Source organism: uncultured Shewanella sp. (genome assembly GCF_947491715.1).
Taxonomy (GTDB): domain Bacteria; phylum Pseudomonadota; class Gammaproteobacteria; order Enterobacterales; family Shewanellaceae; genus Shewanella.
This window is the reverse complement of sequence record NZ_CANLKR010000021.1, coordinates 69,279-87,805: the sequence shown is the minus strand read 5'-3', so window position 1 is coordinate 87,805 and position 18,527 is coordinate 69,279. Positions and strand designations below refer to the sequence as shown.

At 40.1% G+C, this 18,527-nt stretch carries 17 protein-coding genes and 1 pseudogene; 11 read left to right on the top strand and 7 right to left on the bottom strand.

From position 1 onward, the window contains the following. Positions 1-97 precede the first annotated feature (97 nt). Positions 98-2,260 carry a DNA helicase II gene (gene uvrD / locus Q0779_RS14920; RefSeq protein WP_298773679.1) on the top strand — a complete coding sequence of 721 codons (2,163 nt, stop codon included), beginning with the start codon at positions 98-100 and terminating at the stop codon, positions 2,258-2,260. Between the two features lie 25 nt (positions 2,261-2,285). Continuing rightward, on the top strand, positions 2,286-3,149 hold the full coding sequence (gene ubiA / locus Q0779_RS14915; protein WP_298773678.1) for a 4-hydroxybenzoate octaprenyltransferase: 864 nt from the start codon (positions 2,286-2,288) through the stop codon (positions 3,147-3,149). A gap of 339 nt (positions 3,150-3,488) precedes the next feature. On the opposite strand, the gene Q0779_RS14910 is transcribed toward ubiA, so the two are convergent. From Q0779_RS14910 to Q0779_RS14900, 3 genes are all read right to left on the bottom strand, one after another. Beyond that, positions 3,489-4,067: a nucleoside triphosphate pyrophosphohydrolase family protein gene (locus Q0779_RS14910; RefSeq protein ID WP_298773677.1), complete on the bottom strand. Its 579-nt coding sequence runs from the start codon at positions 4,065-4,067 to the stop codon at positions 3,489-3,491. 118 nt (positions 4,068-4,185) lie between these two features. Further along, positions 4,186-5,925 carry a ShlB/FhaC/HecB family hemolysin secretion/activation protein gene (locus tag Q0779_RS14905; RefSeq protein ID WP_298773675.1) on the bottom strand — a complete coding sequence of 580 codons (1,740 nt, stop codon included), beginning with the start codon at positions 5,923-5,925 and terminating at the stop codon, positions 4,186-4,188. 209 nt (positions 5,926-6,134) lie between these two features. Continuing rightward, the gene (locus Q0779_RS14900; protein WP_298773673.1) at positions 6,135-7,355 is read right to left on the bottom strand and encodes a threonine/serine exporter family protein; all 1,221 of its coding nucleotides are present in this window, start codon (positions 7,353-7,355) and stop codon (positions 6,135-6,137) included. A gap of 197 nt (positions 7,356-7,552) precedes the next feature. Here Q0779_RS14900 and Q0779_RS14895 point away from each other — a divergent pair, with 197 nt between their 5' ends. Continuing rightward, positions 7,553-7,951, top strand: coding sequence for an MAPEG family protein (locus Q0779_RS14895; protein ID WP_298773672.1), 399 nt, complete (start codon positions 7,553-7,555; stop codon positions 7,949-7,951). Between the two features lie 140 nt (positions 7,952-8,091). Next, a complete protein-coding gene (locus Q0779_RS14890) occupies positions 8,092-10,341 on the top strand; it encodes a YgiQ family radical SAM protein (RefSeq protein WP_298773671.1) in 2,250 nt (749 codons plus the stop codon). A gap of 93 nt (positions 10,342-10,434) precedes the next feature. Here the strand turns inward: Q0779_RS14890 and Q0779_RS14885 are convergent, their stop codons facing one another. Next, positions 10,435-11,040, bottom strand: coding sequence for a lipid-binding SYLF domain-containing protein (locus tag Q0779_RS14885; protein WP_298773670.1), 606 nt, complete (start codon positions 11,038-11,040; stop codon positions 10,435-10,437). Positions 11,041-11,223: 183 nt separating this feature from the next. After that, positions 11,224-12,108 (bottom strand): hypothetical protein, encoded by an 885-nt coding sequence (locus tag Q0779_RS14880; protein WP_298773669.1) that lies wholly within the window; start codon positions 12,106-12,108, stop codon positions 11,224-11,226. Between the two features lie 267 nt (positions 12,109-12,375). Between Q0779_RS14880 and Q0779_RS14875 the strand changes: the two genes are divergently transcribed. The 7 genes and pseudogenes from Q0779_RS14875 (at position 12,376) to Q0779_RS14845 (ending at position 17,269) form a co-directional block, all read left to right on the top strand. Next, positions 12,376-12,975, top strand: a complete 600-nt coding sequence (locus Q0779_RS14875; protein ID WP_298773668.1) for a hypothetical protein — start codon at positions 12,376-12,378, stop codon at positions 12,973-12,975. A 79-nt stretch (positions 12,976-13,054) separates the two neighbouring features. After that, positions 13,055-13,612 (top strand): annotated as a pseudogene (locus tag Q0779_RS14870) (protein adenylyltransferase SelO family protein); the annotation flags it as partial. Positions 13,613-13,751: 139 nt separating this feature from the next. Then, positions 13,752-14,057, top strand: coding sequence for a DUF3630 family protein (locus tag Q0779_RS14865; protein WP_298773667.1), 306 nt, complete (start codon positions 13,752-13,754; stop codon positions 14,055-14,057). 1 nt (position 14,058) lies between these two features. After that, entirely contained in the window at positions 14,059-15,078 is a 1,020-nt protein-coding gene (locus Q0779_RS14860; protein ID WP_298773666.1) for a serine/threonine protein kinase, read from the top strand. A gap of 128 nt (positions 15,079-15,206) precedes the next feature. Continuing rightward, positions 15,207-15,881, top strand: a complete 675-nt coding sequence (locus Q0779_RS14855) for a thiol:disulfide interchange protein DsbA/DsbL (protein WP_298773665.1) — start codon at positions 15,207-15,209, stop codon at positions 15,879-15,881. 213 nt (positions 15,882-16,094) lie between these two features. Then, positions 16,095-16,703, top strand: a complete 609-nt coding sequence (locus tag Q0779_RS14850) for a thiol:disulfide interchange protein DsbA/DsbL (protein WP_298773664.1) — start codon at positions 16,095-16,097, stop codon at positions 16,701-16,703. Between the two features lie 353 nt (positions 16,704-17,056). Further along, positions 17,057-17,269, top strand: a complete 213-nt coding sequence (locus tag Q0779_RS14845; RefSeq protein WP_298773663.1) for a DUF1107 domain-containing protein — start codon at positions 17,057-17,059, stop codon at positions 17,267-17,269. A 3-nt stretch (positions 17,270-17,272) separates the two neighbouring features. Here the strand turns inward: Q0779_RS14845 and Q0779_RS14840 are convergent, their stop codons facing one another. Then, entirely contained in the window at positions 17,273-17,476 is a 204-nt protein-coding gene (locus tag Q0779_RS14840) for a cell division protein ZapB (RefSeq protein WP_298773662.1), read from the bottom strand. 242 nt (positions 17,477-17,718) lie between these two features. Beyond that, positions 17,719-18,249 carry an outer membrane beta-barrel protein gene (locus Q0779_RS14835; RefSeq protein ID WP_298773661.1) on the bottom strand — a complete coding sequence of 177 codons (531 nt, stop codon included), beginning with the start codon at positions 18,247-18,249 and terminating at the stop codon, positions 17,719-17,721. Between the last annotated feature and the right edge of the window lie 278 nt (positions 18,250-18,527).

Sequence of the window (18,527 nt, the reverse complement as noted above, 5' to 3'; positions counted from 1 at the left end):
AATAGAACAGCACTTTTTAACTTTTTGCCCTATTTTGGGGGATAACCTCCCCTGATAACTTCTGTTATACTGCCTGCTTGATTTTTTGGAGGCAATAATGGACGTATCTTTTTTACTGGACGGCCTAAATGATAAGCAGCGTGAGGCTGTGGGCGCACCTCAATCGAGCATGTTGGTTTTAGCGGGTGCTGGTAGCGGTAAAACCCGTGTATTGACCCATCGTATTGCTTGGTTAATGCAAGTGGAGCATCAAAGCCCTTATTCGATTTTAGCGGTGACTTTTACCAACAAAGCGGCTGCAGAAATGCGGGAGCGGGTTGAAAAAGTGGCCGGTGGCAATATGGGGCGCATGTGGATAGGCACCTTTCATGGATTAGCGCACCGATTGCTTCGTACCCATTATAAAGAAGTTAACTTACCTCAAAGCTTCCAAATTCTTGACTCTGATGATCAATTAAGACTCATCAAGCGTATTCTAAAAAGTTTGAATCTTGATGAGAAACAATATCCTCCCAGACAAGCTCAGGGTTATATCAATGGTAAAAAAGATTTGGGCTTACGGCCCTCACACATTGATGCGGGTGGCTTTCCCATTGAGCAAAACTTATTAGCCATCTATAAAGTGTATCAAGAGTCGTGCGATCGCGCAGGCTTGGTTGATTTTGCAGAAATACTGCTGCGAGCCCATGAACTTTGGTTGAATAAACCCCATATACTTGAGCACTATCAGGATAGATTCAAGCATATTCTGGTGGATGAGTTTCAAGATACCAATGCGATCCAATATGCGTGGATTCGAGTACTCGCTGGCGCGAAAGCGAATGTGATGATTGTCGGGGATGATGATCAGTCCATTTATGGTTGGCGTGGGGCGCAAGTGGAAAACTTGCATAAGTTTTTAGCTGATTTCCCTGCGGCGCAAACCATAAGGCTGGAACAAAATTATCGTTCTACAGGGCATATTCTCAAAGCATCCAATGAATTGATTACCAATAATGCTGAGCGTTTAGGCAAAAAATTGTGGACAGAAGATAAAGACGGTGAGCCGATTGGTCTTTATTGTGCCTTTAATGAAATGGATGAAGCGCGCTTTATTGTAGGCTGTATCAGTGAGTGGTTAGATAATGGTAAGAAGTTAGAAGATTGCGCGATTTTATATCGCTCTAATGCCCAATCGCGAGTCTTAGAAGAAGCCTTATTACATAAAGGCTTGGCGTATCGTATTTATGGCGGCCAACGTTTCTTTGAGCGACAAGAAATCAAAGATGCCATGGGGTATTTACGTCTGATGAATAATAAAGACGATGATGCGGCATTTGAGAGGGTGGTGAACACGCCCACTCGTGGGATCGGCGGTCGGACGTTAGATATTTTGCGCCAAACGGCTCGCCAGCATGAATTGACCTTATGGCAATCCGCCTTGCGTTTATTAGAAGAGAAAGTCTTGAGCGGTCGAGCGGCAAATGCGGTTCGCGGCTTCATGGATTTAATCGTGGGCATGAGTCAAGATACGGCGACACATTCTTTGCATCTAATGACAGATCATGTCATTAGTCATTCTGGCTTAAAAGCCATGTACGAAACCGAAAAAGGCGAAAAAGCCAGAGCCAGAATTGAAAACTTGGAAGAATTGGTCATTGCCGCTCGCAGCTTTGTGATGCCAGAAGAAAGCGATGATATGGGTGAGCTCAGCGCCTTTTTATCCCATGCGGCGTTAGAGGCTGGAGAAGGGCAAGCGGATGATTTTACCGATGCGGTTCAACTGATGACCTTGCATTCTGCTAAGGGGCTTGAGTTTCCTATGGTCTTTATGGCGGGTGTTGAAGAAGGGCTGTTTCCTAGCCAAAGAGCCATTGAAGAAGGGGACAGGCTTGATGAAGAGCGCCGTCTTTGTTATGTGGGCATGACGCGTGCGATGCAAAAGCTGTACATTTGCTATGCAGAATCTCGCCGATTATACGGACGAGAAGATTATGCGAGGCCGTCACGTTTTATTGGGGAAATTCCGAAAGAACATGTGCAAGAGATCCGGTTAAAAACCACAGTGTCAAAACCCAGTGTGAGTTTATCAAGCCGTGGAAGCAGTTTAGGTAATGAGTCTGGCTTTAAATTGGGTCAAAAAGTCATGCATCCTAAGTTTGGTGAAGGTGTCGTGACTAATCATGAAGGCAGTGGCGCTCAGTCACGTGTTCAAGTTAATTTTGCTGACGTGGGCTGCAAGTGGCTCATGTTGACTTATGCGAGATTAGAAGCCTGCTAAGGGGTTGAATAAGGTTGTTGAATTGATGAAGATAAAAGAAAGAGCATCAGCTTATTTGCGACTGGCCCGCATGGATCGTCCCATAGGGACGTTTTTATTGCTTTGGCCTTGTTTAATGGCGCTGATGTTTGCTGCTGGTGGCATGCCAGACGTTAAAAATATTGTGATTTTTGTGATTGGTGTGTTGGTGATGCGTTCTTGTGGCGATATCATCAATGATTATGCTGATAGGGAGCTAGATAGTCATGTTGAACGGACAAAAAATCGTCCCTTAGCCAGTGGAGAAGTGAGCACTAAAGAAGCCTTGAGTTTATTTTTTACTTTGGCCTTTATCGCGTTTTTATTGGTGTTAATGCTCAATGCGTTAGTAATGAAACTGGCTATTGTCGGGATCATTCTTACGGTTATCTATCCGTTTATGAAACGCGTGACGAACATGCCGCAAATGTTTTTAGGCGTTGTATGGAGTTGGTCTATTCCCATTGCCTATGCCGCGCAGCTTGGCCACATTCCTGCTGAAGCTTGGTGGTTATTTGTGGCGAATTGGTGCTGGACTGTGGCATACGACACTATGTATGCCATGGCGGATAGAGATGATGATGTAAAGATAGGGATTAAATCAACGGCGATATTATTTGGCCGTTTTGATCGCCACATTATTTTTGCTTTTCAAAGTGCGGCCTTGCTGTGCTTTATTGCTGCAGGTTATGTGGCTGATAGAGGCTTGATTTATGGCTTAGGGATTCTGGCTTTTATTGGCTTTGGCTTATATCAACAGAGACTGATTTTTAATCGTGACCGGACATTATGCTTACAGGCTTTTTTAAATAATAATTGGGCGGGAATGAGTTTATTTATTGGCTTGGGATTGGATTACTGGATAGGGTGAATTGACCTTATACCCGTGATACTCGAAGATGCATGTTTTCAGAGCCTGTAAAAGTGCCTAATTCAAGGCGTATTATTGCAAGAATGCTTATTGCCTTTTAAGGTGATACAACGCAGAAGTAGGTGATTTTACAGACTCCCAAAGGGCTGGTTTAAAAGCCTTTTATACTGCGTTATTGAACATCAGCTTAGAATAACTAAGCACGCTGTTCAAAGCCTTGCCTAAAAGGCTTTTAATTCCAGCTGAATCCTGCATCTTAGAGTATCACGGGTATAAGATCCACATTTAGAGAAGTCGTGCTATGGCTTTTAAGCGCGACTTCTCTTGGTGTTTCTTGCTTTAAGCTTGTACTAATTTTTCAAGATCTGCTGGGCGGTAATATACTGACTTAAGGACTTTTCCTTGGCGGACTATTTTACCTGCCATTTCCACATCTTTTGCGCATTTCGCAATAATAAAATCGCCTTTTTTATTGCCTTTAATCTCGACACCTTGTTTTGCATAATGGGCAATTGTTTCTGCGAGTTCATCTTCATTTCTACACACTTTACTCATATTACTGGAATGCACTTCGTTCCAGCAACTAACGAAGTCAATGTCTCTGTTTTTTGCAACATGCAAGAGTAAATCGATGACATAACTGATTTCAATATTATCATTGAGTTGGGCTGCACCAAGATGGACTAAACGTCCCATTAATACGTATACACTATCAATAATCGCATCGGCTTGCTCAATTCTAGAATCGGCTTCGGCGAGCTCAGTGAGCTCTTCAATCGCTAAGGATGTGTGCAGCATATCGGCTTTGTCATCGAGTGTTTGGGGTGATTTAATAGGCAAATCGAAAGTGGTCCGAAATTCATGGATATCTCTATAAAGGTGTTCATATAGAGCAGGAGTAAGGGCTGTGAGTTTCATCAATTTGGCCTTGAACGATTGAAAGATAAAGAAGCTGCAATTTTAAGGGAATCTCCCCGTAATTGAAAGGGGGTTTTAGTGAGTAAATAGGCGCCTATATCACACACACTGGGGAAGATTAAAAATGACTTTTAACTAAAAAGCGAACCTCGACAGCATTGACGTCTTCACCACGGGTAAAAGGAAAGGTAAGATCGATGTGTGCGACATTACCAAAGCTGGATTTGGATGAATAAACTCTTGCACCAATTCCAAATACCCCTATAGGGCCAGAAACTTCATTATTTTCATCATCCCCGCCAAAAGCTTGGCCAATATCGGTAAACGCAGCCCAGCCTAATTCAGCTAATTGATAGAGGTTGATATTAGGGTAATAGCGTAATTCATTGGTGATTAACCATTGGTTGTTACCCCATTGATAATTATCGGGATATCCACGAAGTCCAGTACTATCTCCTAATGCAAAGGGCTCATCATAGTAATGATTTTGTGAAGTACTGAGTCTAAGCTTGTTATAGAGCGTAAATTTGGGGTTGATGTGGTAGAAATGTTCACCTGTGGCATTGAGCTGGAAGTAGTCTTTTTGACTGGTTGCAAGATCGCTATACCCAGAAAAATTAAGTAGGTAAAGGTGGTCATTTTGTTCATAACCTCGGCTTGAAAGCCATTCTAGATGAAATCCAACAGGTAAATTATCCCCTAAATCTGTTGTTTCAATGCCGAATTGAGCATAATGGTACCAGCCTAAATTGAAGTCTTCATTTTTGTTTATTAAATAGATGTCATTTAAGACTTTATAATCATCTTGAATATATTCGTAGCCTATCCAAGGGTAAAGGAAGTCTCTATTTTTTGGGAGTTGTGAATCGGGATAGTCATCTGTGTGGGTGAAATCATTTTTATCTTTTGTTCCGCCTATGATAAAGCGAGATAGTTCAGTATCGTCTTTATGGAGTAGCCAACCATATTGTAATTCATAATAATTAATTTGCTGTTTAAACTCATTAACTTCTTCTCCGTTTTGTCTTAAAGTATCAGTTAATAAATCATCGATATATTGAGCCGAGTACATCTGCTTTGTTTCTAAAGAGTAAAAGGGGTTATTAAAGAAAATTTCGGTTGCTTGACCATCGTCGTTATCATAAAAACTGGTGGTTAATGTTGCATGCCTTAAAAAATAAACGGGGGTTTCTACCTCAAATTTATAACCTGTTCTGTCGATATCCGAACTGTATTTAAATTGTGTTTTTATTCCTAGTCCAAGTAAGTTATCTTCTTTAATTCCGACTGAAGTACTGGTATTGCCACCACTACTGCCAAAATCTGCGGTGGGTAATAAAGACCAATTATCCCATGTTTCAACGAGGACACTTTGGCCTTTTTCGGTGTCGTTAACACTGGGATCTTGAGGTGAAAGAGTCACTTTTGCATCGCGCAGATAGGGTTCTGCCCTTAATAATCTAGGTGCTTCTTGCAATTGCTTTAAGGTGACCTCACTATTTTCATTAAAATTGAGGTTTTTACGTATGATCCAATCTCGAGTATTAATGTGTAAATAATTGGCCCAACGGTGAATAAAGAAGGTATCAGGTTTTGATGTATCAAAGATATTATTGCTTTTAATGACAACTTTATTGATATGAATTTTTTTATTGGGATCCGTATTATCTATGTTCGGTGAATCATTAATATGCTGATTATATACTGTTTTAGTCTTTTTGTCTGAATGCTTATCGGAGAAAGGGGTGTCTTGGACATAAGCTTTTGATGAAAATAAGAGCAAAGCCATAGCGGTAGATACATTTAATGATATATGCCTCATGGCTAGACCGCCTCCTTGCTGGTGATAGTCTGTCATCGATGTGAGAGTCTGTGTGATTTATCTTATTATGTTTATTAATAACAGATGTAAAACACGGGTTAGTCAAGTTGTCGTGGGCATTATGAAGTGAAAAAATGAAATACAGTGCTGACTTTCCCATTTTTGAAGGTGCAAAGGATTAGAGAAGAGTGTTTTAGCTTTATGTCCATTGAGGGAGCTTCAATGGACTAAGTAAATTAGGTGTATTATAAAGTACGTCGTGGAGGCACAGCCACATTGGCAAAAATGAGTCCAGCGATTAATGACATGAAAATTAGAAAAATCTGGGTACCAATATGCGATTGGTTTAGCATGGTTTCACCCAAAATTAATGTGTTAAGGCCGATATAGGTTTTACTGCCTGGAACGAGAATGACAATGCCTTGTAATAGTGCGATAGAAGCTGGGGCTTTCATCCAGCGTGCAAAGAGATTAGAGTAAATTCCGACAATGAGTGCGCCAAAAAAAATGCCAATAGATTCTCCTAAATAAATTGCACCGAGCATTGAAGAGAAAAAGGCGACAATACCCGCTAAAATTCCCCATGGAGAATCTTTCATACGTGCTTTAAAAATAATGACTAAGGCCATAGAAAGTATTGGAACTGCTGACCAAATCGCCCATTGGGGGAGGGATTCAGGTTCCATAAAAGGAGCTGGCTCAAACAGTGCCCCTGCAATGGCCATACCTAAAATAGCACCAAAATAAAGCTTAAAGAGCAGCATGCCAGCGTCCATGATTCGAGCGGTGCCTGAAATCAGATCTCGTGCGGCGAGCTCCGCGAGTCCTAGAGTTAGCGCTAGACCAGGTACAAAGATAATAATACCGGATAAAATGACGACAGGAATATTAATATGGGGATCAAATTGTGCCATTGCACAGCCGAAAATGGCACATAAAATCGCTGCGAGTGGTTCGAGCATTTCGGCCATGCGTGAAGAACGTTCAGCCCGGTAGACTAAGCCATAAACCATAAACCCAAGAATGGCGGAAGTGAAAACATCGCTCCAGCTGGTTCCCATTAACATGGCAAATGCGCCAGCTGAGGTACCATAGGCTAGAAAAGTGAGTCCAACTCCATAAGGATTCGGTTTATTACTAATTTCTTCTAACCTTTCTAGGGCTTCACTGAGACTGCGTCTGCCAGAAAGGAGCTCTTCGACTAATTCATCTGTTCTTGCTAACGCACCGAGATCCAACTCGCCAGGATTCACGCGAGCCACATGGTTATATTCTTGATCCGTATCATTTTGTAATACGAATGTCATGTTAGTGGGTGATATCAAAAAATAGCCTTCAATCCCCAATAAATGAGATACTGATTGTAAGTGAGCTTCGAGTCGGTATGCTGGAGTACCAAACTTATGCAAAGCCTTTCCTAATCTTATGATAAATTTACGTTTTTTTAGAAATTGTTCGTTATCCACTGCTGCTTTTCACTATTACAAAGAAAGGTTGTGATGCGGATCCCGACGATAAATTAAAAGTCGGTGTTAATTGCTTGCTATTTAGGTTGGTGATATTACCCTATTTACGCTAAAAAGGAGAAAGCATTTGTTAATATCATTAACTTAATTTTTAAATTGATTGAGTTTGAAATAAAATAATTTTAAGAGGGATAGACATGTCACTTGCTATTACAGGTTTTTATGCCAGTTTGACTGCATTACTGGTTATTATATTTGCGTACCGAGTTATTAGATTAAGGAGTGAACATAAAATAGGTGTCGGTGTCGAGGACAATACGACATTACTCATAGCCACTCGAGTGCACGGTAATTTGTTAGAGAATGCCCCTTTGACACTGATTTTGATGATGGCGACGGAAATGAATGGTATGTCGCCTACCTTGTTACATTGTTTCGGTAGCGTGTGGATTTTTTCTCGTTTATTACATGCAGCCGGTTTGATTCTGGGTAAAGGAGGAGCTCATTTCGGTCGCTACTGGGGAACACTACTTACTTGGATAGTCATGTTGGGCTTAGCTGTTGTTAATTGCATTCAATTTTTTGATCCAATGTAAGTCGGTACTCGGGCTTGAGAGATCTTTTCGTGGAGGGGCGATATTTGGGATCACTCTTATTTCAGTGTATAATTCGCCTCCCTGAGGGGAAAGGCCTGTGTGTTTTTCTGCTCTGAATTAGATTATTAGGCTCTTATCTCATGCAAGTTGAATCGACCTTATTTACCTATCCTCGATATTGGGCAGAGTGTTATGGCACTGCTCCCTTTTTACCTATGTCCAGAAAGGAGATGGATCAACTTGGATGGGATAGCTGTGACATCATTATCGTGACGGGCGATGCTTATGTCGATCATCCCAGTTTTGGCATGGCGGTGCTTGGGCGTTTGCTCGAAGCACAAGGGTTTAGAGTCGGTATTATTGCTCAGCCTGATTGGTCAAATAAGGCTGATTTTATGCAATTAGGACAGCCTAATTTATTTTTTGGCGTCACAGCAGGCAACATGGATTCGATGATCAACCGTTATACTGCTGATCGTCGATTACGCCATGATGATGCTTATACGCCTGGAAACGTTGGCGGTAAGCGGCCAGATCGGGCGGTCACTGTGTATACCCAACGTTGTAAAGAAGCCTATAAAACCAGCCCTGTGGTGATTGGGGGGATAGAGGCGAGTTTACGTCGAATAGCCCATTACGATTATTGGTCAGATAAAGTGCGTCGTAGTGTATTGTTTGATGCAAAAGCGGATATTTTAGTGTACGGCAATGCTGAAAGACCCATTGTTGAAATTGCACATAGAATTGCTGCGGGCGAGCCTTTGGCTGAATTAAATGATATACGTGGTACGGCTGTGTTGCGTAAGGCGCCATTATCACAGTGGCGAGGAATGGATTCACGTAAGCTTGATCAGTTGCATAAAATTGAGCCATTAGCGAATCCTTATGGGGCAGATGATGTGGGTTGCAGCAATTTATCAGGCCCAAGCGATGTTAAAGTATTTGATAACGAGAAACCGAAAGCTATTAGCGTTCAGCCCCCACGCCCTAAACCTTGGGAAAAAACCTACGTATTATTGCCTGCTTTTGAAAAAGTAACACAAGATAAATACTTATATGCTCATGCTTCACGCATTTTGCATCAAGAGACTAATCCTGGATGTGCTAGAGCCTTATATCAGCCCCATGGAGATCGAGCGGTATGGGTAAATCCTCCTGCATGGCCATTAAATACCGATGAAATGGATGCTGTATTTGATTTACCTTATCAACGCGTTGCGCACCCTATTTATGGTAATGACAAAATTCCTGCTTATGACATGATTAAGACATCAGTTAATATCATGCGTGGGTGTTTTGGTGGCTGTTCATTTTGCTCTATTACAGAGCATGAAGGGCGGATAATTCAAAGTCGCTCTCAAGAGTCTATTGTGCGTGAAATTGGTGAGATCCGAGACAAAGTCCCTGGTTTTACCGGAGTGATTTCTGATTTAGGTGGGCCGACTGCGAATATGTATCGCTTAGGATGCAAGAGTGAAAAAGCGGAGAAAACGTGTCGTCGTTTATCTTGTGTTTTCCCATCCATTTGTGGTCATTTAGATACTGACCATCAAGCGACAATAGATCTTTACCGCGCGGCGCGAGATGTGCCGGGCATTAAAAAAATTCTGATTGCATCGGGTGTGCGTTATGACTTAGCCATTGAAGATCCCCGCTATGTGAAAGAGCTGGCTAAACATCACGTTGGAGGGTATTTAAAAATTGCGCCGGAACATACCGAAGAAGGCCCATTAAGTAAGATGATGAAGCCGGGGATGGGGACTTATGATAAGTTTAAAGAACTGTTTGATAAGTATTCGCAAGAGGCGGGTAAAAAACAGTATTTAATTCCTTATTTTATTTCTGCTCACCCAGGCACAACTAATGAAGATATGGTGAATTTGGCATTATGGTTGAAAGGTGAAAAATTTAAACTTGATCAAGTGCAGAATTTTTATCCTTCTCCTATGGCTAACGCGACAACAATTTACCATACTGAACTGAATTCACTAAAAAATGTTAAGCATACTAGTGAAACGGTTTCGGTACCGAAAAAAGGCAGACAACGTCGATTACATAAAGCTTTGTTACGTTATCATGATCCTGCTGGGTGGTCACTGATCCGAGAGGCACTCGTTGAAATGGATAAAGCGCACTTGATAGGTAATGGCGCGAATTGTTTAGTGCCTGCGCAAACGCGCCATGAACAGCAGCGTCATAAGCCTAAGGCTGCGGTTAAAGGTAAGCAAGGATTAACCCGTTTTTCGGCAGACCAGTTTGCCTCGAAAGGCAGTGATAAGAAGCAAAAATCTCGTACTCCAGCTGAAGGTAGCAGTAAGAACAAAAAGCCACATATTAAACGTCAAACCAAAAGTAATGCTTGGGGAACAACACCTAAACATCAAAGGTAAAGTTGAGCCTATTAAAGCCAGTTGAGTCGAGTGCTCAGCTGGCTTTTTATTTTAAATGGTGACTGAAAGTGGATATCTTTCGTATTAAAAAGGTTAGTCTCTTTTATCGAAAGTAAACTTTTGCCCTGCTAATGCGGCTTCATACATTAAGCCACCTTTTGCGACAGTAAAAGTGGCCATGCCGTTTACATAAGAAGCGGCTGCGGCAGATTTCCCTGCGCTGGCTGAATTGCCTGTAGTGCTGGTTTGAGCATTAGCACCAATAACAATGGCGACGGCGGAAGCTTGAGCGCTGAACTCAAAGTTACCACTGGTGAATTTCTGATAAGCGGCTTCATTTTGGAAGAAAATAATTTCGCTATAAGCTTGTCCACCAAGCTGAAAGCCGACAGAAAGTTGCGTCAAGCTAGTGTCGCCAGTGATCTTGCCATTTTTGTATACATGGCCATCACCGTAGGCACCTCCAACAACAAAGCCGCCTTTACCGACTGTAGGAAAGAGTGCGTAGCCATAGGCAGTATTAAAGAATTGACGGGTTTCTTTTGCTTTTTTGAAATTGCATATGGCTTTTTGGTATGAATTATCTATTTGGTAGCAATCGTTTTCATTGCTGCTATCGTTAGCTAACGCTTGTGCTGTGAAAAAGAGACCAAATATCATCAAGAATAGGTAAGTCGTTTTTGACATAAGGTGTTTCATTGCTATCTCCAAAATAAAGGGTGAACTTAAAGCATACGCACAGCTAAGCTAAAAATGAATATTTGTTGTTTAAAAAATAGTCATAGCTAAGTGTATTTTGAACCTTGCAAGCTCTGGTTCAGAGATAAAAATTATTTTTTTTCATTGACGTCAATATGTTGAATAATTGTTTGTTAATATCTGCTACTTATTTTCATTCATGACTTGATGTATAAAATCGAGTTCCTCTTCAGTGAGTAACAGCTCTTTTGCCGTTGCTGAAGGCCGGATGGGATGAGGGGACGATCGTTTTTGGTTTTTCAGATAGGTAAGATCAGTAATTTGCTTTAAGCCATAAAAAGCAAGTATGTATAAAGAAATGAGTAATATTATTCGAGATAAGAGTAAATTAAAAACACTAATACTCTCGCCTGTATAAAAAGGAAGCATGATCAAAAGACTTCTTACTAACCAGTTCATTATGAGCGCGAAAGTGAGGATGAGTAACCATTTAAATTTTATTTGACTTAACTCTGGATTTTTAAATGATCTATTTTCAAATGGAAATATATTTAATAGGTTGAATATTAATATAAAATAGAAAGCTGCTTGAAGGCTCAATAAACCGGGGAACACAAAGAAAATAATATTAAATTTTTGATCTATCCAGACATTACTGAAGAGATGAGTGCTTAAGTTTATCGGTATAAGCCAATGGTAGCTCAAAGTTAAAATAACCAATGTGGCAATAGTCACAGCAGGGTAGAAATGTTTCCAACTTAAGTCATTATTACTCGTTTCAGTTACATTTCTTTTACAATATAAATACACTAATGGCATGAGTAAAAAATACATAGGAATGAGGAGTGTAAATAATATATTAATAGGGAGCGGTGCGTTGTGTTTATTGATCATTCCCGTTAAAAAGTAAAAAGCGATGAGTCCTATTATCCAGGCTAATAAATTGTGGTCTTTTGAGGGTACTCTATGGACAAAGCGTATATAAATAAAGAGTGTAACGCAATGCAGTCCACCGAGTAAGGAGAGCCATAGATAGGCTTGAGAGAAAAACTGATTAAATTCATTCATTATGAGCGTAATGTCATCATAGGTTTAAATCTCCTATCATTTTAAATAAAAACCACAATATAAACATTAGCATAAGTAATGTTCAGCTGTTTATACTTATGACTGATTAATAAGAGATTTGTTCCGTCATCAGGGAAGTTGGCAATAAAGTTTCAACTGTATGATGATTGTTAGCTGATTATTTTAAACAATATACTATGATTTTTATAGTTGATATTTTTATATATGTTTTGATTACTTGCGTTTAATTGATCCAAGGAAGATAGAATGAAAATTATTGCCATCATTATTATTGTATTGATAGGGGTTTATCTTTATAGGCGGAATAAAGCGGTTTCGACACCCGAGGCGACAGTCAATGATGAGGTTTCTGAATTTAACGAAAAACCACAAGGTATGTCGACTCCTTTGACTGAAGAGGGGGAGGACTACTTAGGTATTGAGCCATTGACGGTTGAAGAGAAAAAAACCTTTATGCTTTTTGCTAAAGCGAGTGATCGGCTTAAGAAGCATGTTGATAGTATTGAGCAAGCCGAAATATTGGAAGATGAATATAAAGCGATGATAGCGGCAATTGCCGAATGCTATAAACAGAAACAAGATAAAGAATATGTTGATTTTGGAGTGAGCTTATCCCCTGCTTTCTTGCGTTTATGTGAGAAGATCAGTAGAGATGAATCTTTGCTAGATTTAAAAGGTGTCAGTTTTATGCAGCTGGCGACTTTACTTAATGATCAGGGAAATTTTGATGAGGCCATTGCAATTTGTCAGCAAGCGATTGATTATGGACTGACTGACGGCACAGTGAGTGGTTTTTCTGGCCGTAAAAGCCGTATCGAAAAAGCCAAACTTAAGCAAATAAAATAATGATGATTTGCGAGTCCGTTATTCGGGATCATTAGCTTATCGGGTATACTGTGGCTGAGTTTTTTTTTCGGTGTTCTTCATGCAGCTTAAGCAAGATTTCTTTACTCAGTTACCCGGTTTTTATTCGAAAGTCACACCCCAAGGTTTGCAGGATCCTCCATGGGTAGGGTGGAGTGATGCTGCTGCTCACTTAATTGGCCTTTCTCAGCCCACTAATCATTTACTGCTACAGTTATCGGGTAATGAGCCTATTGATGGAGCTTGTTATTATGCTCAAGTTTATTCGGGCCATCAATTTGGTGGCTATTCACCTCAGTTGGATGATGGGCACTCAGTCATTATTGGCGAGGCGCAAGGTCCTTTGGGGGGCTGGGATGTGGCGTTAAAAGGAGCGGGGATAACGCCTTATTCAAGACATGGTGATGGAAGAGCCGTGTTGCGCTCTGCCATTCGAGAATTTTTGATTTCAGAAGCATTACATCATTTACATGTGCCCACGACACGTGCTTTGGCTGTGATAGGATCTGAAACGGCCGTGTGGCGTGAAACGAAAGAGACAGCGGCAATAACAGTGAGATTGGCGAAGAGCCATATACGATTTGGTCATTTTGAGTATTTTTGCCATAGCGAGAAGGGGGACAAGGCTAAATTAAAGCAATTGTCTCAAGTATTGCGACGCCCTTTTGATGAGCAAGCTGACATGTTTGATTACGCCAGAGAACCAACCCATGATGAGGCAGGAATTATTCTGTCTTGCAGTAGTTGAGAAGAGTAAAATGAGAATAAAAGCAATACAGCTTAATGAAGTGCAGTTAAGTTTATCTATTTTAGCTGATGTGGACTTTGAGCATTTTTCAGACTTTGCCCAGCCATTGGTCAAGCAATTAGATTGTCATATTATTGAGCGTCAATGGGGGGCCGATCGTCATCAATGGCTGTTGGATTTCGAAGGTTGCCAGTTGCAATTACATTATGAATTCTATGGTGATATATGTTGGTTATCGGTTTCAAAAGAAGAAGATATTGAGGTACTTACCTATTTGGCTGGGTGCCTAAAGCCTTATGTGATGAGCGAGAACTAACATGAATAAACAAGTGACAAGTATGCCAATACAGAGTGAGTTTCATTATCAAGCATTAACACCCGATCTTATTTTAACGGCCATAGAATCTTTAGGTATTTATCCAGAAACGGGACTACTGGCACTGAATAGTTATGAAAATAGAGTGTATCAATTTCGGTGCGATCGCGGCGCACGCTATGTGGTTAAATTTTATCGACCTGAACGTTGGAGCGCAGAGCAAATTCAAGAGGAGCATGACTTTTCGGCAGCTTTAGTCGCGGAAGAAGTGCCTATTGCCACGCCTGTCATGATTAATCACCAATCTTTACATGTGTATGACGGGTTTAAATTTGCGTTATATCCTTCTATTGGTGGGCGATCATTTGAAGTGGATAATCTTGATCAGCTCGAAGCGGCGGGACGATTTATTGGACGTATTCACCAGTATTCATCCCAAGCTGTTTTTCAATATAGGGATAGGATGTCGCCGCAGTTATTAGGCAATGATTCATTAGTTTGGTTAAAAGCATCCGGTCATGTCCCTGAAGGATTAAGGGAGGCGTATTTTACCATTGTTGAACAAGTGCTCGCTAAAGCGACTGTGATATGGGAAAGCGTTGAGGTATCCGAAATACGATTACATGGCGATTTACATCCCAGTAATATTATATGGACGCCTAATGATGGCCCGAGCTTTGTTGATCTTGATGATGCTCGAACGGGACCTGCCATTCAAGACCTTTGGATGTTGCTTTCGGGGGACAGATCGCAACAAATGCTGCAACTTGAAGTCATATTAGAGGCCTATGAAGAGTTTTGTGATTTTGATTCTCGGCAGTTAGCGTTGATTGAACCATTGCGCGCGATGCGTATGTTACATTATAACGCTTGGTTGAGTCGCCGTTGGGCTGATCCTGCTTTTCCTATGAATTTTCCTTGGTTTGGTCAGGATAAATATTGGGAACAGCAAATTTTAGCCTTTAAAGAACAACTTGCTGCATTGAATGAGCCGCCACTGAGTTTAATGCCTCAGTACTAATGTCTCAAGACTAAAGCCCAGTTGACGTAGTCAGTAATATATTATTACGGTTTTGAAATACAGTGCAAAGCACACTATGATATGCTGCTATTGAACATTATTTTATTTGAAGTTGACAAGGAATAAGCATGAAAAAAGCATTACTTATTGCAGTGGCATTACTTATGACCCCTTTGCTATCAATCGCTGATACTGCGCCAGTTAAACCTGATGCTTCCAAGCCAGTAGTAGCATCCAAATATAAAGAAGGTGTACATTATACAGTGATCAATCAAGGTCCTGCCACGAGCAAGCCTGAAATTACGGAGTTTTTCTCTTTTTATTGTCCCCATTGTTATACTTTTCAAAAAACGGAAGTGCCAAAAATTAAGAAGCGTTTACCCACTGGTGTGACGTTCAAGCAAGTGCAAGTTGACTTTTTAGGTGGTAAAGGTAAAGGTGGCGTGAACATGGGTGATGTCATGGCACGGGCTTTTGCCGTGGCTCAGCTGTTAAAAGTTGAAGACAAAATTGAGCCTGCGATATTTTCTGCTATTCATGACAAAAGGCAGCGTTTTACCAGTCTAGATGATGTCAGAGCATTATTTGTTGCTAATGGCGTTGATGGGGCTGAATTTGATGCCGCTGCCAACTCTTTTATGGTCAATGCACAAATGGCACAAATGGTGCGTGAAACGAAAGATGCAGGGATTAAGGGGGTGCCTACATTGATTGTGAATGGTAAGTATCGTGTCGAAACTGGTGCAATTAAATCTTATGATGACATGCTCAACATTGCATTTTATCTCACCTCCTTGAAATAAGTATTTTGGTTTAACCTCTTGTTACTCGATAAGAAGAAGCCATTTGGCTTCTTTTTTATCTTATCTATTTGTCTAACAGCCTAACGCTATTCAATCTTTTATATTGTGTCCTTATTTTATTGATTCCTAAATGAATTAGCCATTATCACTTGGATACACAGCGATCAAAGTGATGATTGACTTTTAGTTATTTGGATATTTTGAGAGCATATAATGAAAAAGATGTTTTGGTTCATAGTGGCCTTGTTATTCATGACGTTGAATGTATTAGCAGCAGACTACAAAGAAGGTGTTCATTACACCGCTATTCGTGAAAAGGCATCTTTAACGCCTGAAATTACCAGTTTTTTCTCATTTTATTGTGGACACTGTTATCAATTTTCTCAGATGGAAATACCCAAAATGAAAGCGCAGCTCCCTCAAGGGGTGAGTTTCAAACAAGTACAAGTTGCTGCAGTGGGCGGACCGATGGGAGAAGAAATGACGAAAGCATTTGCTATTGCTCAACTACTGAATGTTGAAGAGGTGATAGAGGGGGCATTATTTCGTGCGGTACATAAAGAAAGGGTTCGTTTTACACAATTAGATGACATTAAAAGAGTTTTTGTTGACAACGGGATTGATAGTGCAGAATTTGATGCGGCAGCAGCCTCTTTTATGGTTACTAGTAAAGTGGCGCAAATGAAGCAAGCTGTCAAAGATGCTGAGATAGTGGGAGTACCAACATTAATTGTCAATGGCAAGTATCGTGTCGAAACTCGAGCCATTAAATCTTATGATGAAATGAGGCAAATAGCCTATTATTTAACAGGGTTGAATTAGGTATAGCCTATCAGGAAGAAAAAAGCCGTACTTCATTTTTGTGAGAAGTACGGCTATAAGCGTTATTCGCTCAATATTACCCTGAGTAACCCATAAAATTTAACAGAGAGTCATTTTTTTGGCAAGTGTCACTTTATCATTTTTGTGAAGTATTTCTCTGATTGGAAAGGTTAAATTGATTTTTTATGCTGAAAGTGTGATTAAATTCAGTTTTTATTTGTAAATAACGAAACTCTACTTCTATTGTTATGGTCGAAAGAATGAGAAGGGAGTTAAGCCATATTCAAAATGAGTCAGTATGTTTTGGATTTTTTGAAATGTGTTAATGTTAAAATCATTATAGGAGGCGCTTTATGAGAGTATTTCCCGTTTATGCACCAAAATTGATTGTTAAACACGTACGAATATTCTTAAAAGGATCAATTTGGGTTAGGGGATTAGGAAGGCTAGAGTTTGCAAAGGGGAAGGTCTTATTTCCAAAGAAAAGCCTGCCAAGTGTTCAGCAGGCGATTAATGAACTCAATGAGCTAATTGAGTCGCAAAACCTTGAAGCACAAGCAAGCTAATAATTAGCTAACCTCTTCATTGAGTAAACCAACTAATCCGGTCACTTTTTCATTCCAAGAAGTGAGCTCTTGCTGTAAATGTTGGTTTTTCTCTATTAATGATTTACTCGATTGTCTTTCTTCTTCAAGCTCCATTTTCAATAATTCAATGGTTTCAAGCGCAGTCTGGATTTTAGTTTCTAGTTTTGATAATAATTCAAGGCTCATGGGAGTTCCTTTTGTGTCAAGATTACAAATACTGATTCTAGCAGTGCGACAGGCGTAGTGAATAGCCAATTCTTTCAAGTGATGAAAAAAAAATCAATAAATTGCACTAATTTTGTATTTTACAGTGGTTATTTCCACATTATCTTTTCAAAGACTTAATCCGTGAGATAAAAGGTGCTTACCTTTGGTATTTTTATGCAAAAAAAAACCCCTTTCAAGGGGTTTTTTCTGTGATTGACTTTTTAGAAGCGATAATCAACACCGAGATAAACTTGTTGTGAATTATCTAAAGAGAAAGAGCCTTTAGAGTAATCCTGCTTCAAGTAGCGGTAACCGACTTCTGTACTTAACTTAGGATTAAGCTTATATTGCAGCCCAGTTTGGCCACCCCAGACAAATCGATTAGCTGAATCAAGGTAAGAAGTATCAGGACTAATGTGGTTCATACCTGCTGTTGCACCCACAAACCAGTTTAGTTTTTGGTCGCTTGTCACTGGGATAAGGAAGTCATAAGAGACAAGTCCCATTTGTTGCTTTGCAAAATCATCATCATTAAAAGAATAGGTCAAATATAGACGTGCTTCTTTGTTGATATACGTACCTGCACGCAGTTGGTAAGTAGGATTATTTACATCTTTTGAATAACCACTCCCTACGTCATAATCATTTTGTTGGTTACCATAAGCTGCCCCGACGAAATTATCGGCTGCCATGGCTGGAATTGAAAGCGTTGCTGCAACTACAGATGCTAAAACAAGAGATTTCGTTTTCATCATTGACTCCGCTATATTATAAGAAATTTTTTCTCGAAACATCATAGGAGAGATAAGCTGAATAATGACTGAACATAGTTACTTATTGAATTTTAATGTTTTTTGCATACCTTAATTAGTTGAGTTTTAAATGTATTTCTATGTTAATTTCGTGTTTATCCCGGTTTAACCTTTGTGGCGTGAATATAGAATGATGTTAGCTACTTAATGATGTTATTTCTCTGATATTCTATTTCATTTATTCACAAAAGAAAGTGCAGAGTGATGCTTTATACTTG